This is a genomic window from Bradyrhizobium sp. AUGA SZCCT0177 (genome assembly GCF_018130125.1).
Taxonomy (GTDB): Bacteria; Pseudomonadota; Alphaproteobacteria; order Rhizobiales; family Xanthobacteraceae; genus Bradyrhizobium.
Window position 1 is genome coordinate 148,502 of record NZ_JAFCMA010000016.1, and the last position, 22,600, is coordinate 171,101.

Consider the following 22,600-nt stretch of genomic DNA (forward strand, 5'->3'; position numbering starts at 1 on the left):
ATATCGGCCGGATCTGTCGCCTCTGTGGATAGGTCAATGTGCGCGCGTTTGAAGCTGGTCCGATGGCGCGTTCGATGCCAGTTTGCCGGAGACGACGATGCAGACGGGTGACGAGCGCAACATCTTTCTATCGACCCTGCCGGCCACGAAAAGTGACCGCATGCGGGCGCTCGCTGTCGTCGGCGTCTCGACGGTTCTGTTTGTCATCGCGGCAGTTTATGCCAGAGTGCCGCTTGCCCCCGTTCCGGCCTTCATTCCAAGTTATCAATCCGCGCTCGCGATCAACGATCTCATCACCGCGATCCTGCTGTTCTCGCAGTTCGCGATTTTGCGCTCGCGGGCGCTGCTGCTGCTCGCTAGCGGATATTTGTTCACCGCGGCCGCTGCGATCGTTCACGCCCTGAGCTTTCCGGGTGTCTTTGCTCCAACCGGGCTGCTCAATGCCGGCCCGCAGACAACCGCCTGGCTCTACCAGATCTGGCACATTGTATTTCCGGTTCTCGTGCTCGGCTATGCGTTCCTGAAAGACAAGGATGGCGGCCCGAAAATACCGGGATCCGAGGTACGGGCGATCCTGGGCAGCATCATTGCGGTTGCGGCTGCCATATCCTTTGCCGCCTGGTTCGTCACCGCCAGACATGACCTGCTGCCTGTCATGATCAGCGGCGGACATTTCACCTACACGCTGATCGGTACCCTGTCGGCGGAAGTGCTTCTCAGCTTCGCAGCGCTGCTGATCCTGTGGCACCGGCGACCGCATTCCGTGCTCGACGTCTGGCTGATGGTCGTGATGTGCGCCTGGATGTACGACATCGCGCTGTCCGGAATTCTCAACGCGGCCCGCTTCGATCTGGGGTTTTACGCCGGCCGGATCTACGGACTTTGTGCCGCCAGTTTCGTCCTCGCAGTGCTCCTGATCGACAATGTCGCCCTGCAAGGCCAGTTGGCGCGGTTGCTCGACAAGCTGCGCCGCCAGGCCGCTTCCGAGCGGACCCTGCACACCGAACGCGAACGTCTTTTCAGCGCGGTCGTGGAATCGTCCAACGACGCCATCATCACCAAATCGCTCGACGGCACCATCACCGCCTGGAATCGCGCCGCGGAACGCCTGTTCGGATTCATTTCGATCGAAGCTGTGGGCCGGCACGTCGACCTCATTGTCCCGACCGACCGGCGCGCCGAGGTACGCAACATCCTCGAACAGGTCGGCCGTGGCGAGGGGATCGAAGACCTCGAAACGGTGCGTATCCACAAGGACGGGCGAACGGTGGATGTCCTGCTGACCATCTCGCCGATCCGCTCTGCCGCCGGCGAAATTATCGGCGCATCGAAGATCGCGCGCGACATTACCGAAAGCAAGCGAACGCAAAAGGCGCTCAATCAGGAAATCGAGGAACGGCAGCGCATCTTCGAGACCTCGCACGACCTCATCTTGGTCACCGACAGCAGCGGGAATTTTATCCAGGTCAGCCCGAGCGCCAAGGTCATCCTCGGTTACGATCCGGCCGAAATGATCGGCAACAGCGCCATCCACTTCATCCACCCCGACGATCTCGAAAGCACCCGCAATGAGATGCGCGCGGCGCGGCGCGGAAACCAGCTGCGAAATTTCGAGACCCGCTACGTCCACAAGGACGGGCAGTCCGTCACGCTGAACTGGACCGGCACGTGGTCAGAGCCGGTGAAACGGCATTTCTTCATCGGCCGCGACCTCACCGAGAAGCAGGCGGCGGAAGCCCAGTTGCGGCACATCCAGAAGATGGACGCGATCGGCCAGCTGACCGGCGGCGTCGCGCACGACTTCAACAACATCCTGACCGTCATCACCGGGACCATCGGAATCCTGGAGGACTCCGTTGCCGACAAGCCCGAACTCGTCGCCATCACCAGGCTGATCGACGAAGCCGCCGAACGCGGCGCCAACCTGACCAAGCATCTGCTGGCCTTTGCCCGCAAGCAGCCGCTGCAGCCCGTTGAAGTCGACGTCAATGGGCTGGTGCTGGAGGCCGCCAAACTGCTGCACCCGACGCTCGGCGAAAACGTCGAGATCACGCCGCTGCTGGCCGAGGATGCATGGACGGCCCTGGTCGATCCGAACCAGCTATCGACGGCGGTGCTCAACCTTGCCCTCAACGCGCGCGACGCCATGCCCAATGGCGGCAAGCTCGCGCTCGAGACCGGCAACATCTATCTCGACGAGAACTACGCCGGCATGCACAGCGAGGTCGTGCCCGGCCATTATGTGATGGTCGCGGTGAGCGATACCGGCACCGGAATCCCCGCAGCGCTGATCGAGCGGGTGTTCGATCCCTTCTTCACCACCAAGGAGGTCGGCAAGGGCACCGGCCTCGGGCTCAGCATGGTGTTCGGTTTCGTCAAGCAGTCAGGCGGCCATATCAAGATCTACAGCGAGGAAGGCCACGGCACGTCGGTCAAGATGTACCTGCCGCGCGCCACGGGATTGAACCAGACCGCCGCCGAAGCCGCGATATCAGCCAATGTCGAGGGCGGCACCGAGACCGTTCTCGTCGTCGAGGACGATTCGCTGGTGCGCCGTTACGTGATGACGCAGATCGAAAGCCTCGGCTACACCACGCTCGAGGCGGCCAATGCCAGCGAGGCCTTGCAGATCATCGATACCGCCCCGACGCTGCATTTGCTCTTCACCGACGTCATCATGCCCGGCATGATGAATGGCCGCCAGCTGGTCGACGAAGCGCTGAAACGGCGCCCGTCGCTGAAGACCCTGTACACATCGGGGTATACCGAAAACGCCATCGTTCACCACGGCCGCCTCGATTCCGGCGTGCTGCTGCTCGCCAAGCCGTATCGCAAGTCCGAACTCGCCAGGATGTTCAGATTGGCGCTAGGCAGTTGAAGCCTTGTTGACGGTCGATATATCGGCGAGGATGACCAGATATCGATGGCCGCAATCGGTGCGGACTTGAACGGACCGGCATCTTGAAAAACCTTCTCACCGACATCTCCGGCGTTCGCGTCGGCCACGCCGACGATGCTTCCGTCGCATCCGGGGTGACTGCGATCATTTTCGATAGCCCCGCTACCGCGTCGATCGATGTGCGCGGCGGCGGCCCCGGCACCCGCGATGAAGCCCTGCTCAAGCCCGAAGCCACGGTCGAGGCCGTCGACGCGATTACGCTCTCCGGCGGTTCCGCGCTTGGGCTCGATGCCGCGGGCGGCGTGCAGGCCTGGCTCGCCGAACAGGGGCGCGGCCTGCGGATCCGTGAAGCGATTATTCCGATCGTGCCCGGCGCGATCTGCTTCGATCTCCTCAACGGCGGCAACAAGGCCTGGGGACGTTTCCCGCCCTATCGCGATCTCGGCTATGCCGCCGCCTGCGCGGCGGGCACCGATTTCGCGCTCGGCAGCGTCGGCGCCGGCCTTGGCGCCACCACCGCCAATTTCAAGGGCGGCCTCGGCTCGGCCTCCGCGCAAACCGAAGGCGGTGTCATGGTGGCGGCGCTTGCGGTGGTCAATGCCGTCGGCAGCGTGACGGTCGGCGACGGGCCGTGGTTCTGGGCGGCGCCGTTCGAAATCGGCGACGAGTATGGCGGACGCGGACTGCCGCCGTCATTCACAAAGGACATGCTGAAGGCGCGGCTCAAGGGTGGCCCGGAACCGATCTCCGGCGAAAACACCACGCTGGTCGTTGTCGTTACCGACGCCGTGCTGACGAAAGCACAGGCCAAGCGCCTCGCGATGATCGCCCAAACCGGCATGGCGCGTGCGATCTACCCGGTGCATGCGCCGACCGATGGCGACGTCGTGTTTGCGGCTGCGACCGGCAGGAAGCCGGTCGATCCGCGGCACGGCCTCACCGAACTTGGGATGGTGGCGGCCAACGTGGTCGCCCGCGCGATTGCGCGCGGCGTCCACCAGGCGACCGCGCTGCCCTTTCTGGGCGCGCTACCGGCGTGGGGGGATCGCTTCGGCTAGGTCGCGATTACCGAAGCGTCGCCGGGTCTCGTTAATCAGGCGCTGAGCGAGAGCGATGCGGTGGCCGAAGCCGAAATCGCCTGGGCCTGACGCTGGATCATCTTCTCGATGATATTATACGACGATGTCGCGGCGCTCGAAGCGCTCGCCGATGCGGCCGACGTCATCGTGACCTTGGAACCGTCCGCATAGGTCAGCGATGTCGTCACCGAACCGTCGCTGTTGGTGACTGACGTGCTGGAGGCACCCTGCAGCGCCTGCATCAGGGGATCGGAATTCGATCCGTTCTCGCCGGCGGCGCGATGGTGGCGGCCCTTGCCGCCCTTCAGCGCCGACGCCAATTCGCCAAGACTGACCGAGCCGTCGCCGTCCTTGTCGAGCTTGCCGAAGACGTCGTCGGCTTTCGCCACATTGGTGCCGCCGGCGCCGAGCGCGTCTTCGAATTCCGATTTGGTGATCTTGCCGTCGCCATTGCCGTCGATCTGCGAGAACAGGCTCTTGAGCGCGTCCGAGCGGCTCGAGGACACCTGCGACGTCGATCCCGTCGAGGACTGGCTTTGCGCAGCCAGCAGCGCGCTCATGGTTGCCGGCGAGATCTGCGAACCGCCGTTGCCTCCAGCGCTGCTGCTCGAACCGGTCGAGGCCGAGGCACTCGCGAACGAGTCGAACAGGCTTGTCTTGGCAGTTCCGGTGGCTTTGGCGGACGACGACTTCGAGGAAGTCAGCGCCTGCAGGGCATCGATCGCTGATGACGCGGCACCAAGAGCAAGCAACATGACAGAACCCCAACAACGCCGCTCAGAGCGGCCCTTCGTTCATGCCGGTTCCTCAGCAAGCGCCGTGCCACGGCGAGAAACCCAACAAAACCGTGGTTTTCCTGATCCCGCTCGGCCGCCAGGGCGGGACCAGGATCGGCAATAGCTGCCCGCCGCGGCACATTTTTCCGCCCGACCGGAGTCATTTGCGGCCGCATTGCCCCCGGCCGCCCTGCATGTTACGCGGGGCCAATCTGTCCCTTGGAAGTGCACCGGGAGCGCACATGTCCCAGCAATTTGCGTCGCGTCCGCTCGTCATCGCCCCGTCGATCCTGGCTTCGGATTTCGCCAAACTGGGCGAGGAAGTCCGCGCGGTGGACACCGCCGGCGCCGACTGGATCCATCTCGACGTGATGGACGGGCACTTCGTGCCGAACATTTCCTACGGCCCCGACGTCATCAAGGCGATGCGCCCGCATACCAAGAAAATCTTCGACGCGCATTTGATGATCGCGCCGTGCGATCCCTATCTCGAAGCCTTCGCCAAGGCCGGCTGCGACCAGATCACCGTCCACGCCGAGGCCGGTCCGCATCTGCATCGCTCGCTGCAGGCGATCCGCGCACTCGGCAAGAAGGCCGGCGTCTCGCTCAATCCGGGCACGCCGGTAAGCGCGATCGAATATGTCATCGACCTGATCGACCTCGTGCTTGTCATGTCGGTCAATCCCGGCTTCGGCGGCCAGGCCTTCATCCGCTCGGCGCTCGGCAAAATCAGCGACATCAGGGCGATGACCGCGGGCCGTCCGATCGATATCGAGGTCGACGGCGGCGTCGGTCCTGACGTCGCGGGCGAACTTGCCGCCGCCGGCGCCAACGCGCTGGTGGCGGGCTCCGCGGTGTTCAAGGGCGGCACCATGGAAGCCTACAAGACCAACATTTCCGCAATCCGCAATGCGGCGGCGATGGCGCGCGGCGAAGCGATCTAGAGCGCCGCCGGCCGCCGCGCGCTGCCAATCGCCACGCCAGCGTGTAGGATGGGTGGAGCGAAGCGATACCCATCAACTCTGCCCCGGATGAAAGATGGGTTTCGCGAAGAGCTCAACCCATCCTACACGCTTGAACCGTTGAGACCCGTGGTTCCAGCATGGATTCGGGCCCTCCAATGCCGCGTCGGCCATAATATTGCCGAGCGAAGCTGTTTCTGCTCGGCATTCCCCCGGGGACTTCATCCATGCACGATCGGCTTCAACCAGCGGGCCAGCCGTTGCCTTTTGGCTGGCGCTGGATCAGGCACATGCTGCTGCTGCGCCGCGGCCAGGTCGCATCGATCCTTACGATGACGGGCGTGGTGTACGCCACGGGTCTGGTTTTTCCGATCAGTACGCAAAAGGCGGTTGACGCGATTGTGGCGGGACGGGCGGACTGGGCGCTCGCGGGCCTCGCGCTGACCGCGATCGCCGCTGTCGGACTTGAGGCGTCGATAGCGTCCTTGCGTCAGAAGCTGGTGATCCGGCTTGTCGTCTTCATCGACCGGCGCGTATCGCGCAAGGTTTTCGCGCACCTCATGCGAGCGCGCATCGACGGGGCGGACTTTCGCTCCGGTGACGTGCTCAATCATTTTCAGCAGGCGACGAAGGTCCGCGATTTCGTCCTTTATCAACTGCCGCACGTCGTCTTCGATGCCGGCGGCGCCATCGTCGCGCTGGGCCTGATATTCTATTACGACCTCGTCGTCGGGCTAACCTTGCTGGTTGTCACCCCGCTGCTGGCCGTCCTCACACGCGAACATCTGGGCGCGTTCCGTCTCGCCGCGGACGACTATTACGCCAGCATCGGCGTGCGACAGAATGTTCTGTCCGAGAGTGTCAACGGCATTTCGACCATCAAGGCGCTTGCGCTCGAAGGCGGCCGTATGCGGCGATGGGACCGCATCACCGGCACGATGCTGGACAAGCTGCGTCTTCTGATGGACTTGAACCGCGCTTTCATCGTCAGGTCGCAGATCGTCTCGCGCGGCCTGACATTGCTTGTGGTCGGCCTCGGCTGCTGGCGCATGTTTCAGGGGCATCTCTCCGTCGGCGAATTGCTGGCGTTGCAGTTGCTCGCCGGCCGGATCACCGGACCGATCCTCGCCGCCGGAGACATCTACAGAACCTATCAGGAGGCCGACGTGGCTGTCCGTCGGATCGCCCATTTCGTCTCCGAGCCGCGGGAGGAGGCAACGGTCGCTCCTCCCGTCCGCGCATTTGCAGCCGGAGGCATCGTGCTGTCGAACGTGTCTTTGACTTATTCCGGAGCGAGCCGGCCGGCGCTGCATGATGTCAGCGTCGCGCTGCCGTCGCACGGTGTCGTCGCCTTGTCGGCCGCAACGGCTCGGGCAAGTCGACGCTGATCCGGATCCTGCTCGGATTGCTCGGCGATTATACCGGCCGGGTTGAGGTGTTTGGTCACGATCTCAGGCATTACGACCCGCGCTGGCTGCGCGGCCGGTTCGGCGTGGTCGATCAGGATACGGCGCTGTTCTCGGGGACGGTGCGGGACAATCTCGCGGCCGGCCGAGATGCCGACGATGGCGCGTTGCGTAAGGCCCTGGTCTTCTCGGATGCGCTGGTTTTTGTCGAGGCCTTTGCCGGACGGCCTTAACGCCGAGCTGAGCGAGGGTGGCCGCTCGCTGTCCGGCGGGCAGCGTCAGCGGCTGTGCATCGCCAGGGCTGTCGTGCGCGATCCGAAGCTTGCGCTGTTCGATGAGCCGACCGCCTTCCTTGATGCCGAAGCCGCAGTGGCGCTGGAGAAACGGCTGGCCGTCTGGGGGCGAGACCGGCTGCTGATCCTCGTCTCGCACCATCTCGCCGCGACGCGCAGCGCCGATCGCATCCTGGTGCTCGAGGCGGGCCGTCTCGTCGGCGACGGCCCGCACGAGCAACTCGTTAAGACCGTGCCGGAGTACGCCTCCCTGTGGTTCGACTATGCACGTTCCATGGAAGGTGCCTCGTCGTGATCGAAGCCGAAGTACGGCGTGCTCGCTTTTATCGCTCTGCGAGCTACGCCTTACCAGTCCGGCCAATCCACACTGCAACCTGCCAATTATGCCAGCGTATGAACGATCACCGGTCCGGCAACGGCGGTGGCTGGTCCGGTGAGCAGCGGCGTCAGGTTCTGCTCGATCCACGCGATCCCGCGCCGGTTCGACTCCTCGGCGCCTGCGTAATTGTTGAAGATGCTGATCGCCGTCACGGTGTCGTCGGGCGCATAGACCACGTAGTAGGCCATGAAACCTTCGACATCACTGATGATCGGGATGGCGCCTTCCTTGATCCTGCGTGCCAGTTCTTCGGCCATGCCGGTCTTTGCCTTGCCCTGACGAATGGCGGCATACATGGGAAATCCTCCTTCACCGGTAGCAGAAGCCCCACGCCGCATATTACGCCATCCCCAGCAACCGCGCCATCCAACGTTGCGGTCCGAACCATCCTTGTACCGCAAGCGACCAACGGGCATGCGCATGGATGAAATTCGATCGACGCTGTTTTCCGCGAAGCTGCAGCGGCTGCTTGCCCGGGCACTGCAACGCGGCGAACGCGTGCTCTGGCAGGGCCAGCCCGACGCCGTCGCCGACATGATGATGTGGCGGTTTCTGTGGTGGATCGGATTCCCGTGGCTGACGCTCGCCGTCGTCGCTACCGCCAAAGGCTGGATCGATCAATCGGCGATGTTCTTTCTGCTGTCCGGCGCCATGATGATCGCGGCACCCCTGGTGATGCTGCTGTACGGTTGGCAGACGCTATGCGTGATCACCAATCGCCGCGCGCTCATTTTGCGCACGGCCTGGGGCAAGTCGACCGTCAAGGGCACCTCGTTCGAGGACATGGACGCGACATTCGAAATCCTCGACATTGGCCGCGGCGCGGGCCACCTGAATTTCGCGTCCGGTGTTTCGACCCGGTCGCCCGATACCGACTACACCGGCCGCTACGGGTTTCGTTGCATTCGAAATCCCTCCGCTGTGCGGGATATTCTCGAGCGCGCACGTAGCGGAAACACACAGTGCCTATGTTTGGCGGCGGACGCGCGAGGCAGAAACAGGTCCCGCGACTAGGGTTTCCGCCACGCAACCGCGCCATCCAACGTTGTGGCGACGCGGACCGAACCATTCCTGCACTGCAAGCGACCAACGGGCATGAGCATGGATGAAATCCGATCGACGCTGTTTACCGCGAAGCTGCGATGGCTGCTGGCCCAGTCACTTCAGCGCGGCGAGCGCGTGCTGTGGCAGGGGCAGCCCGATGGCGTTGCCCGCATGATGTTTTGGCGATTTCTGTGGTGGATCGGAATTCCCTGGCTGGCTCTCGTCGCGATTGCGCTCACCAGGGGCTGGATCGCCGAATCGGCCATGGTCCTCCTGGTGCTCGGGGTGGCGATGGTGGGCACACCTTTGCTGGTGCTGCTGCGCGACCTGCAGACGCTGTACGTGATCACCAATCGCCGCGCGCTGATCGTACGCACCTTCGGCAGCAAGCCAACCGTAACCGACACTTTGTTCAGCGATATGGACGCGACCTTCGAGATTCTCGACATTGGCCGCGGACGCCCCTGCACCCTGTTTTTCGCGTCCGGCATTTCGTCCCGTGCTTCCGATACCGCTTACACCGGCCATTACGGGTTTCACTGCATTCGAGACGCCGTAGCGGTGCGCGATATCCTCGAGCGTGCACGTCGCGAAGACGCGGCCCGGTCGGCTGGCACTCGCCAGGGTTCCGCTCGCGGCTGATGGAACCCGAAGTGTCATCGTCTTGACCATGAAGCTTCATGGTCTGGCCACGAAGGTTCATGGTCTGGCCATAAAGCCGTAACACCGTCGCGGCTCATTCTCGACGGAACCAGCCCATGACCAAAGCCCTCACCGCAGCCGCCATGATCCTGCTGCTTGCGCCCTCCGTAGCCTTTGCGCAGCACCGGGCTGGCGACGCCGCATTGGGTGCGGTGTCGGGCGCGGTGGTGCTGGGGCCGATTGGCGCGGTCGCCGGGGCATTTATCGGCTATTCGGCGGGACCGGCGATCGCACGGTCCTGGGGCATTGATCGATCCGGATCGCAGCGTCCGCGCCGGCAGGCCTCGAAAGAGCGCGTGCGTGGCGCAAGAGCGGAAGTTGCCCGCGAAACCAGGCCCGCCGCCGCTCGCGTCGAAAGAGATGCGCGTGTCGCGACGACCAGGAACGAAGCCAGCAATGCAGCGCCGAGCGCGAGGCCACCGGCGCCTTCGGCGGCGGCATCGGCGCCTGCGGCAACGACAGCAGCGCCAGCGGCAACGTCACCACCGCCTGTGCAGACGCTCGAGTGAGTCCGGCGCGTAGCTGACATCGACAACCCGCGGGCTCGCGAATAATGCCGTGACGCAGGTTACGCAGCGCACCTGCAGCAATTCATATTGCGCCGCCGCATGCACAAACTTCGTGCGGCCTACCGTAGAAGTCCGGTCTTCACGGATTCAGGCAAATCGCGCACAACGCGCTTCCGAATTTCGCGGAGGGCGGCATCATGACGATGACATTTGTCTGGACCGGCGTGGCGTTGTGGCTTGCCCTGAATGCAGCCGTCACCGTTTGCCTGGTAGCGGCAGAGCCCGGCAACAAGCGGCGCACAAACAATCGCGCTCCCCGCTGGATGTGAACCATGGGCGTGATCGCCAGGCGATCGGTGAGGCGCAAGCGCCTGATCGCGCGGCGCCCGCGTCCCGATCTCGAATTCTTCTTCAGCCGGTATGAGCGGCGCCGGCCGGCGATGGACCGGCTCGACAGTGGTTCCCGGTCCGATCTTTACGAATTGGAAAGCCGGACACGGTTACAGGATCGCCGCTAAACACCGTTCCCCCAAATCGAAGCCGGCCTGTTCGCATTTTTGCGCCGAGCGTGGGAACTGTTCGCTCAACCTGAGAATTTTACAGCCATAGAATTTCGAGAGAGCCATGAATCCGCTTTGCCCAAGCTGTCTGAACGAGATGTCGAAGACGGCGTCGTCGCGCAACATGTTCCGTTGCGAACCCTGCCGCGAGATCATCCAGTTCTTCGATGTCTGGCAGGATCGCGACACCAAACCGCCACGCGACGTGAAGCGCCCGATCGATCAGGTTCGCGCCGCCTAGCTCACCTCGATCGCCTTCGGCTTGCGGCCATCTTGCTGCACCGGCGCCATGGCCGAGCGCGGCGGACGCACCACGGTCACCGTGCAGGCAGCCTCAGTCGCCACCTTGGCCGAGACGCTGCCCAGAAACATGCGCATCATCGAATTCTGTCGCGCGCCGATGACGATATGGTCGACCTGATTGACCCCGGTGAATTCCAGGATCGCGGATGCCGGATCGATCGCTTCCAGCACATGCACCGTGAGCCGGCTCTCATCGAGTTTTAACGGCGAGGCCCAGTGGCGGAGCGCGACCAGCCGGTCGATGTGCTTGTTGTTGCCCTCCTCGTCGAGCGTCCGGTCGATGGTGATGCGGCCGAGTTTCAGGACATTGATGCAGGCGAGCCGCGCCGACGGCAGCGTCGCCAGCAATTGCTCGGCGGTGACGCGCAGGCATTCATTGAGCGGTCCCGAACCTTCTTCGGTATCGATGGCAACGGCCACGATCGGCCCCGACGCCAGTTGCGCTGCCACATCCGATTTGGGTTTCGGCAGCGTCAGCCCGCGATTGAAGCGGCGGCGCCATACCGTGGTGATCGGATCGCGCTGGAGGCGCTCCGACCGCGCGGTGAGTTTGACTTGATCCGGATGCGCCAGCGCGAACGCCAGTTGCGACGCCGTCGGGTGACGCCAGACCGGTTCGATTTCCAGGCACCGCAGCACGATTTCCTGCAGCCAGGGCGGATAATCCGGCCGCAATTGGCGCGGCGGATAGGGATCGCGCCACAGCCGCCGCTTCATGCCGCGCAGGGTTTCGCTTTCGCCGAACGGCCGCACGCCCGTCGTGAAGAAATACAAGAGCACGCCGAGTGAAAACAAATCGCTGCGCGGGTCGTCGCGCACGCCGAGCAGGCGCTCCGGCGCCATGTAGGGCGCGGTGCCGTAGGGCAAGCGGAATTCTTCCTGCAAAAGATCGGGCAGTTGATTGTGGTGCGACAGCCCGAAATCGATCAGCACGGCTTCGCCGCTGTCGCGAAACATGATGCTGCTCGGCTTGATGTCGTGATGGATGACGTTCTGCCGGTGCAGATCAGCCAGAGCGGTGGCAATCTTGCCGGCGATCACCCTCGCCTCTTCATACGGGATCGGCAGGTCGCCGAGCCGGTCATAGAGTGTTTTGCCGGGGATGCGCTCGATCACCACATAAGGCTGCCGGTCGAAATCGCCGGAGCCGAAACAAAGCGGCACGTGCGGGCCGGCGAGCCGCGGCACGATCATCTGCTCCATCTCGAAAGAGACGATCGCTGCCGGATCCTCGCCCTCGGCAATCCTCGGGATCTTCATCAGCAGCGGCACAGTGATGCCGGGATGGGTCACGCTCCACAGCGTCGCCATGCCGCCCTGATGGACGCGCTCGCCGATCGCAAAACCGTCGAGCTCTGCGCCCGGCTCAATCGAAGGCTTCGCCATCGCTCAGCGCCCCTCGAGCAGGCGATCGGCCAGCCAGCGCGGCAGGCCGTTGGCGCGGATCCGGTCCGCCGCGGTCTCGACGTCATACGGCACGCGGCAATAGGTGATCTCGCGCGTCGCGGTATCGAGCATGGCAAACGCCGCCGCCGGATTGCCGTCACGCGGCTGCCCGACCGAGCCGATAACGGCCAGCCAGCGCCGGCCACCGAGCAACTGCACCGGGACATCCGAGGTCGGCACGAAGCTCGTCATCTTCGCCGCCGATGACATCGAATAAAGCGCGGGCTGATGGATGTGCCCGCAGAAGGTAACGTGGACATGGGGCTGTGCGTCCGTCGCTTCGATGCTACGGGCGGCTTCCGTCGTGCCCTCGACGTAGCGCCACCGCGCAGGATTACTTGCTTCGGAATGCACGTAGAGGCGATCGTCCTCCTGCTGCGTCAGCGGCAATTCGGCGAGGAACCGCCGCTGCGGTGCGCTCAGCCGCCCGCGCGTCCATTCGATCGCCGCCTGGGCCGCGCCATTCATGGTCTCGGAGGGCGTGCCGATGGCGTTGTCGTGGTTGCCGCGCACGGCGATGGCGCCGTCATGGACAAGGTCCATCACGGTCTCGACCGCCCATTCGGGGTCGGCGCCATAGCCGACGACGTCGCCGAGGCAGATGATCCGCTCGGCGCCGCGCGCGCGTGCCGCCGCAAGGCAGGCGCTGAACGCCTGCCGGTTGGCATGGATATCCGCAAACACCGCAAGACGCACATCTTCCTCCGCGTCCATGATCGCACCGCTGCCGGCGCGCGTCTTGATGGATATCAAACTACGGGACGCATGCGGCCCGCAATGATGCGGAAGGCTGGGATAGGCAGGGGCCCGCGCGCGATCAGCGCTTCTTTGGCGCTTCCAGGCCCTTGATCACCAGCGCCAGCAGCGCGTCGATCCGAGCAGCCGTTTCCGGACTGCTCCATTCGTCCGAATGCGCGGGGTGATGGTAGCGGATGGTGGCGTCGAACACCGCGCGCGCTGAAACCTTGACGTCGGTGACCTGGAATACCCCCTGTTTCACGCCGTCGGACAGAATATCCGCGACCTGACCGATCAGGCGCTCCTTGTGCGCGTGCACAACCTCGCAGGCCTCCTGCGCCAGCGTCAGGTAGGTCTGGAACATCTCGGGATCTTCGGAAACCTTCTTGTACTTGATCTCGAACATCGTGCGCAGCCACTTCTCCAGCCTGGCAGGCGCGGGTCCGGAGGATTCCGCGATCTTCTGCAGCGGCGCGTTGGCGCGGTCGAGCCAGCGTTTTGCAACCGCCTGGCGCAGCGACGCCTTGCTGGGGAAATGGCGGTAGACGCTGCCGTGGCTGACATCCAGCGCACGGGCAACGTCCACAACCGTGGCCTTGGCCAGCCCGTAGCGGCGCAACACGTCCTCGGTAACCTCGAGAATTCGCTCAGGGGTCAAAACCACGACTTCGTTCATGCGCACACCTGCGAAATGATGGAACGGGTGGTCATTTAATCCCCTTTAGAGCGATTTCGAAGAAACGCGTCAAAACAGGAAGCTAGAGCATCAATGCTCTAGCGCTTGGAAGGTTCAGCTTTTCAGCGGTCCCAAACGGGTCGCCTGGGCTTCCAGATGGCGGGCCACCTTGGCGTTCAGCCAGCGGGTGATTTGTGTGGTCAGATTAATGATTTCGATTGTCATGGCTTAAATCCTCTTCAAGTACCCGGGCTCAGTGCCAGCGACCCCGGATGACGCCCCTATCCGCGGCGTCGAAGAAGGATATAGCATGTCTCGCTGACAGATTTCAATATCTGTCAGTCAGTTTTTCGTGATTGAAACCCCTTCCGGCCGTCCCCTTCCGCCGGGCACTCGGCCCAGGCCTGGCCCGGAATTATCCCAGCCGTTTTCCCGGCCGCTTGTCTCGCTTTGTTTGTCTCATTTGGGCGGCCCTGCTAAAGCACGGCGTAAAAAACAATTCGCCGGAGTCGTCGATGATCCCCCGCTACACCCGCCCGGAAATGGCCTCCATCTGGGAGCCGCAGACCCGCTTCAAGATCTGGTTCGAGATCGAGGCGCATGCGGCCGACGCGCAGGCGGAACTCGGCGTCATCCCCAGGGAAGCCGCCAAAACCGTCTGGGCCAAGGCGCGTAACGTCACCTTCGACATCGCCCGCATCGACGAGATCGAACGCGAGACCAAGCACGACGTCCTCGCCTTCACGACCCATCTGGCCGAGATCGTCGGCCCCGAGGCGCGCTTCATTCATCAGGGCATGACCTCCTCCGACGTGCTCGACACCTGCTTCAACGTGCAGCTCACCCGCGCCGCCGACCTGCTGCTTACCGATATCGACAAGGTTCTGGCCGCGCTGAAGAAGCGCGCCTTCGAACACAAGATGACGCCGACCATCGGCCGCTCCCATGGCATCCATGCCGAGCCCGTGACGTTCGGCCTCAAGCTGGCTTATGCCTATGCGGAATTTTCCCGCGCCCGCGAACGCCTGGTCGCCGCCCGCAAGGAAGTCTCGACCTGCGCGATCTCGGGCGCCGTCGGCACCTTTGCGCAAATCGATCCGCGCGTCGAAGAACATGTCGCCAAGGCGATGGGACTGACGCCGGAGCCGATCTCGACGCAAGTGATCCCGCGCGACCGCCACGCGATGTATTTTGCAACGCTCGGGGTCATCGCCTCCTCGGTCGAGCGTCTCGCCACCGAAATTCGCCACCTGCAGCGCACCGAAGTGCTGGAAGCCGAAGAGTTCTTCTCCGAGGGCCAGAAGGGTTCTTCGGCGATGCCGCACAAGCGCAACCCGGTGCTGTCGGAAAATCTCACCGGTCTGTCGCGCATGGTGCGCGCCTATGCGATGCCGGCGATGGAGAACATCGTGCTCTGGCACGAGCGCGACATCTCGCACTCATCCGCCGAACGCATGATCGGCCCCGATGCCACCGTGACGCTCGATTTCGCGCTGATGCGCCTCGCCGGCCTGGTCGAGAAGCTCTTGGTTTACCCCGAGAACATGCAGAAGAACCTCGACCGCCTCGGCGGCCTCGTGCATTCGCAGCGGATTTTGATGGCGCTGACGCAAAAGGGAGCCAGCCGCGAGGACGCCTACAAATATGTGCAGCGCAACGCAATGCCGGTATGGCGCGGCGAAGGCGATTTCCTGACGCTGCTGAAAAAAGACCCCGACGTGAAGAAGCATCTGAGCGACGCCGAGATCGAAGAACGCTTCGACCTCGGCTATCACTTCAAGCACGTCGACACGATTTTCAAGCGCGTGTTCGGGGCAGCGTAGAATTGCAAGGGTTCGAGCGTTTTCAAGCGAAGTGGATACCGGTTCGCGTGAAGAAAACGCGTCAAAACAAAAAGATAGAGCCCCGTTCCGATTCCATCGGAACGGAAAAGGCTCTAACAGGCGCACCTTCTTGTCGGTGACATCGCGGCAGAATACCTTACGCTAGCCGCAAACGAACAACACAAGAAACGGATCTCACCATGCCCATCGTCAACCGCATCGCCGCTTTGTCAGATGAAATGGCCGCCTGGCGCCATGACTTCCACGAGAATCCGGAACTGCTCTACGAAGTCCACCGTACCGCCGGCATCGTCGCCGACCGCTTGCGCGAATTCGGCTGCGACGAGGTGGTGACGGGCATCGGCCGCACGGGCGTCGTCGGCGTGATCCGCGGCCGCAAGAGCACGTCCGGCAAGACCATCGGCCTGCGCGCCGACATGGATGCGCTGCCGATCGAGGAAACTTCGGGTGTATCCTACGCCTCCAAGATTCCCGGCAAGATGCACGCCTGCGGCCATGACGGGCACACCGCGATGCTGCTTGGCGCGGCCAAATATCTCGCCGAGACGCGCAATTTCGACGGTACGGCCGTAGTCATCTTCCAGCCGGCCGAAGAAGGCGGCGCCGGCGGCAAGGCGATGGTCGACGATGGATTGATGACCCGCTGGGGCATTCAGGAGGTCTATGGCCTGCACAACATGCCGGGCTTGCCCGAAGGCCACTTCCACACCACGCCGGGCGCAATGCTCGCTTCAGCGGATAAGATCGAGATCACGGTGCACGGCAAGGGCGGCCATGCGGGCTCCGGTCCGCACCGCGCGGTCGACAGCGTGTTGGTCGGCTCGCAGATCGTCAACGCGTTGCAGTCGATCGTATCGCGCAACGTCGATCCGCTCAAATCGGCCGTGATCTCGATCACCATGTTCCAGGCCGGCACCGCCTTCAACATCATCCCGGAGACCGCCAAGCTCGGTGGAACGGTGCGCACGCTCGATCCTGCAATCCGCGATCTCGTCGAGCGCCGCATCAGCGAGGTTGCCGACAGCGTGGCGCGGGCTTACGGCGGGTCGGCCGAGATCAAATACACACGTTCGTATCCGGTGACGGTGAATCACGCGCGAGAGGCCGGCATCGCCGCAGAAGTGGCCCGCGATGTCGTCGGCGCCGACCGCGTCAACGAGCGCGCGTTGCCGCTGATGGGTTCGGAAGATTTCGCATTCATGCTGGAAGCGCGCCCCGGCGCTTTCATCTTTCTCGGCATGGGCGACGGCAACGAATGCCACCACCCCGGCTACAAGTTCAACGACAACATCCTCGGCCACGGCGCATCGTACTGGGTGCGGCTGATCGAGAAGTCGATGCCGGCGGGTTGACGACGCGCCACGGCGTTCGGCGTCTCGCCGGCAAGTCGACAAGCTCTTGATCTGTCCCGATAACATGTCACTTCAAGCACATCGACACGATCTTCAAGCGGGTTTTTGGGGAGAGCTGAAGCGCAAATGAGCAGCGTGATTGCGGTCAGCGCGCGTGCCGGCCACCATTTCAGCAAGACGCCCGGTCTCAGCATCCGCTTGCTGAAAGGCCTCGGCGTTGCCGGCGACGCGCACATGGGCGAGACGGTCAAGCACCGCTCGCGCGTCCGCCGCGATCCGACGCAGCCCAATCTGCGTCAGGTGCATTTGATCCATGCCGAACTTTTCGACGAGCTGCGCGCAAAAGGCTTTATCGTCCAGCCCGCCGACCTCGGCGAAAACATCACCACATCCGGCATCGACCTGCTGGCGCTGCCGACCGGTTCACGGCTTCATCTTGGTGCCAGCGCCGTCGTCGAAATCACCGGCCTGCGCAATCCCTGCATCCAGATCGACGATTTCCAGAAGGGCTTGATGGCGGCAACGCTGGATCGCGATACCGACGGCAATCTCATCCGCAAGGCCGGAGTCATGAGCATCGTGATATCAGAAGGCGACGTGCGGCCCGGTGACCCGGTTCGCATCGAGATGCCGGCGGAACCGCACCGGCCGCTGTTGCCGGTCTGACCCCGCGCGCTGCTGGCTTCCGCCCTTGCCAAGATGATTTGAATCACCCCAGATTGGCTTGTTCTGAAGATCTTGCGCCGGCGACCGCCTGATGGACGGGCCGCCGGGGCGGTCAAATCAACCCAACGGTAACCGCGGATCGGTTAAAATCGCAGCGTGGCAGCTCCTCCAACCATTCTCGTCTTCGATTCCGGCCTTGGCGGCCTCACGGTCTTGCGCGAGATCGTGGGCGCGCGGCCCGACGCCCATTATGTCTACGTCGCCGACGACGCGTTCTTCCCCTATGGCCACCATACCGAAGAGCAGATCATCGCACGCGTGGTGCCGCTGGTCGGCGAGCTGATCGCGGCCCACTCCCCCGATCTGGTGGTGATCGCCTGCAATACCGCCTCCACGCTGGTCATGTCGCATCTGCGCAGCGCCTATTCCGTGCCGTTCGTCGGCACCGTTCCCGCGATCAAGCCGGCCTGCGCCAGCTCAAGAACAAAACGCGTGTCGGTGCTCGGCACCAAGGGCACCGTCAAGCGGGAGTACACAAGGAAGCTGATCGACGATTTCGCGCAGGGCTGCGAGGTGACGCTGGTGGGCTCGGCCGAGCTCGCCGCGCTGGCCGAACGCGCGCTCAACGGCTTTTACGTCAGCGACAAGGACATCTCGGCCGAGCTCGCGCCCTGCTTCGTCGATCACGGCAACGCCCGCACCGACACCGTCGTGCTGGCCTGCACCCACTATCCGCTGTTGCTGGACCGCCTCGTAAAACTCGCGCCATGGCCGGTCGACTGGATCGACCCCGCACCCGCCATCGCGCGGCGCGTCTCCGATCTGCTCGGCGGACCGGGGCGCGAATCCGACACCGCCGGCGCCGAGATGGTGTTTACCTCGAAGCGACCGCACACGCTGAGCCACGCGCTGATGCCGTTTTTTGGCGGGCGGGTGCCGGCGTAGCGGACGGAAGGGATTTCCTCTTCCGATGCTGTGCGGGAACGACGCAAGGCGTGCCGATTGTGGGCACTGCCAAAAAATACAGTCCAGTGCACTTAACTCACGGCGATTTAGTGCACCGTCAATGCATTAGAGCCAGCATTCTGTCTCGGCTAATGCCAAGCCGGATTACCAACCCGTGGATCCACTTGAGCTACCTGCCCCGATAAGTTGCAACCAAGCAACGGCCACAGTAGATTCAATGCGCTATGCGCTCTGACAGGGACCACCGGCTCCCGCGCGACGTAACGGTTCTGGCTCGATACGGAGGCCCCGATGAAAACTGATCCTGACGATCTCAAAGTCCGCGACCTGCTCGATCTCAAATCCCAGCAAATGTTGGTGGTTAATCCCGAATACCAGCGTGGAAGCGTATGGACGCCCTCCCAAAAGAAGAGGTTGGTAGATTCCGTTCTGCGTGGATACCCCATTCCGCTCATTTATCTACACCACATCAGGCAAGCTGCGGGAAAACTCGTTAGCGAGAGATACGAAGTCATAGACGGGCAGCAACGGATCAATGCCCTTTCGGATTTTTACGAAGGTGCATTCAAGCTGTTTGACCCAGAACTAGACGAAGCCGAAGCGCGGTTTCCGGATTTCATTAAGCGCCAGCCATGCCCTTGGGGACGACGATCGTTCCATGATCTCGCCGACGATATAAAATCGCGATTCCTCGACACCCCCCTTCGCATCGTTCGGATTGAAACTCACGATTCGAACGAGGCGCGAGACCTGTTCGTTCGGCTTCAGTCCGGAATGCCATTGAACGCTCAAGAAAAACGGGATGCGTGGCCGGGCCAGTTTACGGATTTTATCCTTCGTCTTGGCGGCAAGCCTGGCTTAGCCCGCTATCCGGGACACGACTTTTTTAATATCCTGATGGGCGCGCAGAAGGTGCAAGACCGAGGTAAGTTCCGGCAGTTGGCGGCACAAATCGCGATGCTCTATTTCACGCGGCGCTCCAGCAAGAATGATCTATTTTGTGATATCAAGGCCGAAGCCGTCGACGACTTTTACTATGAGAATCTTGGTTTCGACTCAGAATCGGCTGATGCGCAGCGGTTGTTCGAAATTTTCGATAAACTGAGCCAGCTGCTACGTGATCAAAAGCGTTCAAAGGTAATCGGGCACGAGGCAATCCACCTCGTTCTCCTGATGGACAATTTGATCGACGATTATACTCGTACGTGGGAGGGAGGTTTTGCATCAGCCTTCGACAATTTCCGCCATCAATTCGCTCTGGGTAAGCAGACGCGAGATGACGCCAGTCCTAGCGAATATTGGCTGCGCTACGGTGTGCACACCCGCGTTAATAGCGATCGTGGGGATGTGATCCAGCGTCGTCAGGAGTTTTTCTCTGCGAAAATGCGCGAAGTGCTCAACCTGCAACTCAAGGATCCGCAAAGGCTTTATGGTGCCTTGGAGCGCGAACTCATCTATTATCGTGACAAGAAGCACTGCGCTGTTTGCGGCAATGAAGTGCCGTGGCCGGAGATGGAGATTCATCACGTCGAGGAGCATGGTAAGGGCGGAAAGACAACTCTCGAAAACGGCGCCCTAGTCCACAAGGACCAATGCCATCCAAAGGGGACAAAGGCGACCGCCGCGTTTGCGAAGAGATGGGCAGAAGGCAAGGCCCATGAATCGTCATCGAACATAGTTTCGGGAGCTGACGACGGCTCCCTTGACGATGATGATGATGATAATGGCGCGTCGCTAGAAGCCGCTTCGGATTGACGGGCTGATAAGCGATCTCGGTTCCCAATCGGCTGATTTCGGTGACAGTGTACTAACTCGCCGATTCAATTGAGCTCGTAGGGAGGATTGGAGCCGAAGGCGTAATCCGCCTTTAACGCGCCAATCGCACCAAGTCATCGCCGTTTAGCCGCGTCAGTTTAGTGCACTGTCATCGAATTATGTAATCCAAGCCGATCAAAAGCCCATCCATTTCTTGGCCGCTGCAGTCGCAACATCCCCCAACACCTTGATTGCGAGGTCATAGGTTGACTTGCCTACCTTTGCCAAAACCCCCTTCAGCCGTCCGGCCGCCTTTTCGGTGTACGGTGTATCGTTGGTAACATTTTCGATGATCGACGGGAGAGAAGCAGCCTCCTCACCTTTGACCTCTGACATAAGGGAACGAATTAATTCATCCACGGCCTTCTGCTTGGCGTCCAGCTCTGGCGATCCCGGCGCCGTGTCCAATGCCCGCCCGATGGTTGATGCCAATCTCAAAAGGCGCGCACCTGCTTCAGCGTCGTATGGATGGTCGTGAACAACAGCGGCAGCTCGCCGCAGTGCGTCAATTTCAGGTCCGTACACAATTGGATAGTCGGGCGCAGAGTAGTGATGCGCTTCTTCCGCCAAGGTACCGGCTGCTTTCGAGACGGCGGTTAGAAAATCGAAACATGAATCGCTGAGTGCCACTTCCATCGCTCCGCTTTACTATCCATTCCTCATTGCTCTCACATTCTGTATCTCACTTCTATATTTCCATTTGGAAAGCACTTCTATTTCCCTCAGCTCGTAGGATGGATTGGAGCCGACGTGTCCGCCGCAGCTCGCAGAGCGAAGGTGGAAGGCGTAATCCGCCATCTTGCCTACCCGCCGTCGGTCGTCGTTTGCCGATACTTCCGCTCGCCTGCATGAAAAGTGATGGGAAGCCGATGTTGTAGCCGAAATGGCGGATTACGCCTTCGGCTCAATCCGCCCTACCCGCTAGTTCACGCTGCTCCGCCCTTCGATGCGGCGGTAAAAACCGCCAATTGAGCATCGAAAGCACATTTGAAGGCCGGCCGCGCTTCGCCGCGGGCTACGTAGGCGGAGAGGTTCGGATATTCGTTCAATATTCCAGATGCGTTCAACCGGCGCAGCACGGTTACCATCAGAAGGTCACCAGCGCTGAACGCTCCATCGAGCCAGTCGGCCTTGCCCAGGCGACGGGAAAGTTCACCCAGCCGGTTACGGACGCGTTCCTCGAGGAGAGGCATGCGTTGCGCGGACCAGGGCTTGTCGCTCTCAAAAAGCCTGGCGGTTCCGAATTCAACGATCGGCGGCTCCACCGTGCTGAGTGCGGCGAACATCCATGTGATCGCGCGCGCCCGGGCATTCGCATCGTCAGGCAGCAGTCCAGTATGGCGCTCCGCAATATGAAACACGATCGCCCCCGACTCGAACAGAGCCAGATCGCCTTCTTCATAGGTCGGAATCTGCCCGAAAGGGTGAAGCGCACGATGCGCGGATTGCTTCATCTCACTGAACGAAACAAGACGAACGTCGTAAGGTTGGCCCACTTCTTCGAGCGCCCAACGAACACGCATGTCACGTGCCTGTCCCTTGCCGCGGTCGGACGAATTTTCAAAGGCCGTGATGGTGGGGATCATTGGAGGGCTCCGGTTAATTGGGTGACGCCGTCGGGATTTGTGTCCGGAGGACGAACGACCAGCGCGGCTCCCGACAACTTACCTCGTCTTTTTTGGCTAGGGCCAGTTGCTCTCGGCGCTCCCCGGATGCTCCGCAGTGCTAAAAGCGCGTTTACGCGCGTCTTTGGCGCACTACGGTGATGCGCTGCTGATCCGGGGTCCATCAACGGCCGGGTGCATGGGTCCCGACTCTGCGGAGCAGCGTTACACGCTGCACCGCGTCCGGGACGCGACGATTATCGCTCGCGCGATCGGATTGAGTCACCGCCCTGCCGAATTTGCTGCTTCGCTCCCCACGCAAGCGCAATCTTGCGCTCCGCATGCGACAAATCAACCCGACGGGCAAATCAGTTCTGATTTACGGAAATCGTGTCAAGCCCCAAAATAAAAAATATTTCTGTTTACCAGAAGGAAAATCAAAGATATGTGTTTGGCCATCCCGTCCTACTCAGAAGGGCGTCGGCCGTCGTCACGGGCGTTGGGCGGGTTGCGGTGGACGCTGGTTTACGCCTCGACGACGGCGTGGATAAGCGTACGGCAAAACCGTGTGGTCCTGGCAC

General features: G+C 62.2%; 24 protein-coding genes. 17 read left to right on the forward strand and 7 right to left on the reverse strand.

The window, feature by feature from the left end:
* Nucleotides 1-97 precede the first annotated feature (97 nt).
* Together JQ597_RS20090 and JQ597_RS20095 are read left to right on the forward strand one after the other, a co-directional pair.
* Nucleotides 98-2,878, forward strand: a complete 2,781-nt coding sequence (locus tag JQ597_RS20090) for a PAS domain S-box protein (RefSeq protein ID WP_212265940.1) — start codon at nt 98-100, stop codon at nt 2,876-2,878.
* An 83-nt stretch (nt 2,879-2,961) separates the two neighbouring features.
* Nucleotides 2,962-3,957 carry a P1 family peptidase gene (locus JQ597_RS20095; RefSeq protein ID WP_212265941.1) on the forward strand — a complete coding sequence of 332 codons (996 nt, stop codon included), beginning with the start codon at nt 2,962-2,964 and terminating at the stop codon, nt 3,955-3,957.
* Nucleotides 3,958-3,992: 35 nt separating this feature from the next.
* Here the strand turns inward: JQ597_RS20095 and JQ597_RS20100 are convergent, their stop codons facing one another.
* Nucleotides 3,993-4,733, reverse strand: coding sequence for an EF-hand domain-containing protein (locus tag JQ597_RS20100; RefSeq protein ID WP_212265942.1), 741 nt, complete (start codon nt 4,731-4,733; stop codon nt 3,993-3,995).
* A gap of 263 nt (nt 4,734-4,996) precedes the next feature.
* On the opposite strand from JQ597_RS20100, the gene rpe reads away from it, so the two are divergent.
* The 4 genes from rpe to JQ597_RS20120 all read left to right on the forward strand — a co-directional run bounded on the left by rpe (nt 4,997) and on the right by JQ597_RS20120 (nt 7,710).
* Nucleotides 4,997-5,698 (forward strand): ribulose-phosphate 3-epimerase, encoded by a 702-nt coding sequence (gene rpe / locus JQ597_RS20105; protein WP_212265943.1) that lies wholly within the window; start codon nt 4,997-4,999, stop codon nt 5,696-5,698.
* 308 nt (nt 5,699-6,006) lie between these two features.
* The gene (locus JQ597_RS20110; RefSeq protein ID WP_212265944.1) at nt 6,007-7,104 is read left to right on the forward strand and encodes an ABC transporter transmembrane domain-containing protein; all 1,098 of its coding nucleotides are present in this window, start codon (nt 6,007-6,009) and stop codon (nt 7,102-7,104) included.
* Nucleotides 7,105-7,121: 17 nt separating this feature from the next.
* Nucleotides 7,122-7,355 carry a hypothetical protein gene (locus JQ597_RS38105; protein ID WP_283813438.1) on the forward strand — a complete coding sequence of 78 codons (234 nt, stop codon included), beginning with the start codon at nt 7,122-7,124 and terminating at the stop codon, nt 7,353-7,355.
* Nucleotides 7,327-7,710 (forward strand): ATP-binding cassette domain-containing protein, encoded by a 384-nt coding sequence (locus tag JQ597_RS20120; protein ID WP_212265945.1) that lies wholly within the window; start codon nt 7,327-7,329, stop codon nt 7,708-7,710. The genes JQ597_RS38105 and JQ597_RS20120 overlap by 29 nt, the downstream gene beginning before the upstream one ends.
* An 86-nt stretch (nt 7,711-7,796) precedes the next feature.
* Here JQ597_RS20120 and JQ597_RS20125 read toward each other — a convergent pair whose 3' ends face one another.
* Nucleotides 7,797-8,090: an antibiotic biosynthesis monooxygenase gene (locus JQ597_RS20125; protein WP_192734137.1), complete on the reverse strand. Its 294-nt coding sequence runs from the start codon at nt 8,088-8,090 to the stop codon at nt 7,797-7,799.
* A 124-nt stretch (nt 8,091-8,214) separates the two neighbouring features.
* On the opposite strand from JQ597_RS20125, the gene JQ597_RS20130 reads away from it, so the two are divergent.
* The 6 genes from JQ597_RS20130 to JQ597_RS20150 all read left to right on the forward strand — a co-directional run bounded on the left by JQ597_RS20130 (nt 8,215) and on the right by JQ597_RS20150 (nt 10,850).
* Entirely contained in the window at nt 8,215-8,808 is a 594-nt protein-coding gene (locus tag JQ597_RS20130; protein ID WP_212265946.1) for a hypothetical protein, read from the forward strand.
* An 81-nt stretch (nt 8,809-8,889) separates the two neighbouring features.
* The gene (locus tag JQ597_RS20135; protein WP_249133197.1) at nt 8,890-9,480 is read left to right on the forward strand and encodes a hypothetical protein; all 591 of its coding nucleotides are present in this window, start codon (nt 8,890-8,892) and stop codon (nt 9,478-9,480) included.
* A 116-nt stretch (nt 9,481-9,596) separates the two neighbouring features.
* Complete coding sequence (locus JQ597_RS20140; protein WP_212265947.1) at nt 9,597-10,049, forward strand: hypothetical protein; 453 nt, start codon at nt 9,597-9,599, stop codon at nt 10,047-10,049.
* Nucleotides 10,050-10,246: 197 nt separating this feature from the next.
* Nucleotides 10,247-10,378, forward strand: a complete 132-nt coding sequence (locus tag JQ597_RS38110) for a hypothetical protein (RefSeq protein ID WP_283813439.1) — start codon at nt 10,247-10,249, stop codon at nt 10,376-10,378.
* Between the two features lie 3 nt (nt 10,379-10,381).
* Nucleotides 10,382-10,567: a hypothetical protein gene (locus JQ597_RS20145; protein WP_212036983.1), complete on the forward strand. Its 186-nt coding sequence runs from the start codon at nt 10,382-10,384 to the stop codon at nt 10,565-10,567.
* A 106-nt stretch (nt 10,568-10,673) separates the two neighbouring features.
* Complete coding sequence (locus JQ597_RS20150) at nt 10,674-10,850, forward strand: hypothetical protein (RefSeq protein ID WP_212265970.1); 177 nt, start codon at nt 10,674-10,676, stop codon at nt 10,848-10,850.
* Here JQ597_RS20150 and JQ597_RS20155 read toward each other — a convergent pair.
* From JQ597_RS20155 to JQ597_RS20165, 3 genes are all read right to left on the reverse strand, one after another.
* The gene (locus JQ597_RS20155; RefSeq protein WP_212265948.1) at nt 10,847-12,298 is read right to left on the reverse strand and encodes a bifunctional serine/threonine-protein kinase/universal stress protein; all 1,452 of its coding nucleotides are present in this window, start codon (nt 12,296-12,298) and stop codon (nt 10,847-10,849) included. The two genes, JQ597_RS20150 and JQ597_RS20155, sit on opposite strands and share 4 nt — an antisense overlap.
* Nucleotides 12,299-12,301: 3 nt before the next feature.
* Nucleotides 12,302-13,054, reverse strand: a complete 753-nt coding sequence (locus JQ597_RS20160) for a metallophosphoesterase family protein (RefSeq protein WP_212265969.1) — start codon at nt 13,052-13,054, stop codon at nt 12,302-12,304.
* A gap of 121 nt (nt 13,055-13,175) precedes the next feature.
* Nucleotides 13,176-13,772, reverse strand: coding sequence for a TetR/AcrR family transcriptional regulator (locus JQ597_RS20165; protein ID WP_212265949.1), 597 nt, complete (start codon nt 13,770-13,772; stop codon nt 13,176-13,178).
* A 515-nt stretch (nt 13,773-14,287) separates the two neighbouring features.
* On the opposite strand from JQ597_RS20165, the gene purB reads away from it, so the two are divergent.
* From purB to JQ597_RS20190, 5 genes are all read left to right on the forward strand, one after another.
* Nucleotides 14,288-15,595 (forward strand): adenylosuccinate lyase, encoded by a 1,308-nt coding sequence (purB, locus tag JQ597_RS20170; protein ID WP_212265950.1) that lies wholly within the window; start codon nt 14,288-14,290, stop codon nt 15,593-15,595.
* Nucleotides 15,596-15,795: 200 nt separating this feature from the next.
* Nucleotides 15,796-16,968 carry a M20 aminoacylase family protein gene (locus JQ597_RS20175; RefSeq protein WP_212265951.1) on the forward strand — a complete coding sequence of 391 codons (1,173 nt, stop codon included), beginning with the start codon at nt 15,796-15,798 and terminating at the stop codon, nt 16,966-16,968.
* Nucleotides 16,969-17,094: 126 nt separating this feature from the next.
* Nucleotides 17,095-17,634, forward strand: a complete 540-nt coding sequence (locus tag JQ597_RS20180; protein WP_212265952.1) for an MOSC domain-containing protein — start codon at nt 17,095-17,097, stop codon at nt 17,632-17,634.
* A 156-nt stretch (nt 17,635-17,790) separates the two neighbouring features.
* Nucleotides 17,791-18,579 carry a glutamate racemase gene (gene murI, locus JQ597_RS20185; RefSeq protein ID WP_212265953.1) on the forward strand — a complete coding sequence of 263 codons (789 nt, stop codon included), beginning with the start codon at nt 17,791-17,793 and terminating at the stop codon, nt 18,577-18,579.
* Nucleotides 18,580-18,891: 312 nt separating this feature from the next.
* Nucleotides 18,892-20,355 (forward strand): GmrSD restriction endonuclease domain-containing protein, encoded by a 1,464-nt coding sequence (locus JQ597_RS20190; protein ID WP_212265954.1) that lies wholly within the window; start codon nt 18,892-18,894, stop codon nt 20,353-20,355.
* 195 nt (nt 20,356-20,550) lie between these two features.
* On the opposite strand, the gene JQ597_RS38115 is transcribed toward JQ597_RS20190, so the two are convergent.
* On the reverse strand, nt 20,551-21,045 hold the full coding sequence (locus JQ597_RS38115; protein WP_212265955.1) for a DUF2321 domain-containing protein: 495 nt from the start codon (nt 21,043-21,045) through the stop codon (nt 20,551-20,553).
* Nucleotides 21,046-21,341: 296 nt separating this feature from the next.
* Nucleotides 21,342-22,001 carry a glutathione S-transferase family protein gene (locus tag JQ597_RS20200; RefSeq protein ID WP_212265956.1) on the reverse strand — a complete coding sequence of 220 codons (660 nt, stop codon included), beginning with the start codon at nt 21,999-22,001 and terminating at the stop codon, nt 21,342-21,344.
* Nucleotides 22,002-22,600 lie beyond the last annotated feature (599 nt).

Bases quoted from the DNA above. Each gene is read 5' to 3' on its own strand.
- JQ597_RS20090 (WP_212265940.1), top strand. From the start codon at position 98: ATGCAGACGGGTGACGAGCGCAACATCTTTCTATCGACCCTGCCGGCC.
- JQ597_RS20100 (WP_212265942.1), bottom strand. From the start codon at position 4,733: ATGTTGCTTGCTCTTGGTGCCGCGTCATCAGCGATCGATGCCCTGCAG.
- rpe (WP_212265943.1), top strand. From the start codon at position 4,997: ATGTCCCAGCAATTTGCGTCGCGTCCGCTCGTCATCGCCCCGTCGATC.
- JQ597_RS20110 (WP_212265944.1), top strand. From the start codon at position 6,007: ATGCTGCTGCTGCGCCGCGGCCAGGTCGCATCGATCCTTACGATGACG.
- JQ597_RS20125 (WP_192734137.1), bottom strand. From the start codon at position 8,090: ATGTATGCCGCCATTCGTCAGGGCAAGGCAAAGACCGGCATGGCCGAA.
- JQ597_RS20130 (WP_212265946.1), top strand. From the start codon at position 8,215: ATGGATGAAATTCGATCGACGCTGTTTTCCGCGAAGCTGCAGCGGCTG.
- JQ597_RS20135 (WP_249133197.1), top strand. From the start codon at position 8,890: ATGAGCATGGATGAAATCCGATCGACGCTGTTTACCGCGAAGCTGCGA.
- JQ597_RS20140 (WP_212265947.1), top strand. From the start codon at position 9,597: ATGACCAAAGCCCTCACCGCAGCCGCCATGATCCTGCTGCTTGCGCCC.
- JQ597_RS38110 (WP_283813439.1), top strand. From the start codon at position 10,247: ATGACGATGACATTTGTCTGGACCGGCGTGGCGTTGTGGCTTGCCCTG.
- JQ597_RS20145 (WP_212036983.1), top strand. From the start codon at position 10,382: ATGGGCGTGATCGCCAGGCGATCGGTGAGGCGCAAGCGCCTGATCGCG.
- JQ597_RS20150 (WP_212265970.1), top strand. From the start codon at position 10,674: ATGAATCCGCTTTGCCCAAGCTGTCTGAACGAGATGTCGAAGACGGCG.
- JQ597_RS20155 (WP_212265948.1), bottom strand. From the start codon at position 12,298: ATGGCGAAGCCTTCGATTGAGCCGGGCGCAGAGCTCGACGGTTTTGCG.
- JQ597_RS20165 (WP_212265949.1), bottom strand. From the start codon at position 13,772: ATGAACGAAGTCGTGGTTTTGACCCCTGAGCGAATTCTCGAGGTTACC.
- purB (WP_212265950.1), top strand. From the start codon at position 14,288: ATGATCCCCCGCTACACCCGCCCGGAAATGGCCTCCATCTGGGAGCCG.
- JQ597_RS20175 (WP_212265951.1), top strand. From the start codon at position 15,796: ATGCCCATCGTCAACCGCATCGCCGCTTTGTCAGATGAAATGGCCGCC.
- JQ597_RS20180 (WP_212265952.1), top strand. From the start codon at position 17,095: ATGAGCAGCGTGATTGCGGTCAGCGCGCGTGCCGGCCACCATTTCAGC.
- JQ597_RS20190 (WP_212265954.1), top strand. From the start codon at position 18,892: ATGAAAACTGATCCTGACGATCTCAAAGTCCGCGACCTGCTCGATCTC.
- JQ597_RS20200 (WP_212265956.1), bottom strand. From the start codon at position 22,001: ATGATCCCCACCATCACGGCCTTTGAAAATTCGTCCGACCGCGGCAAG.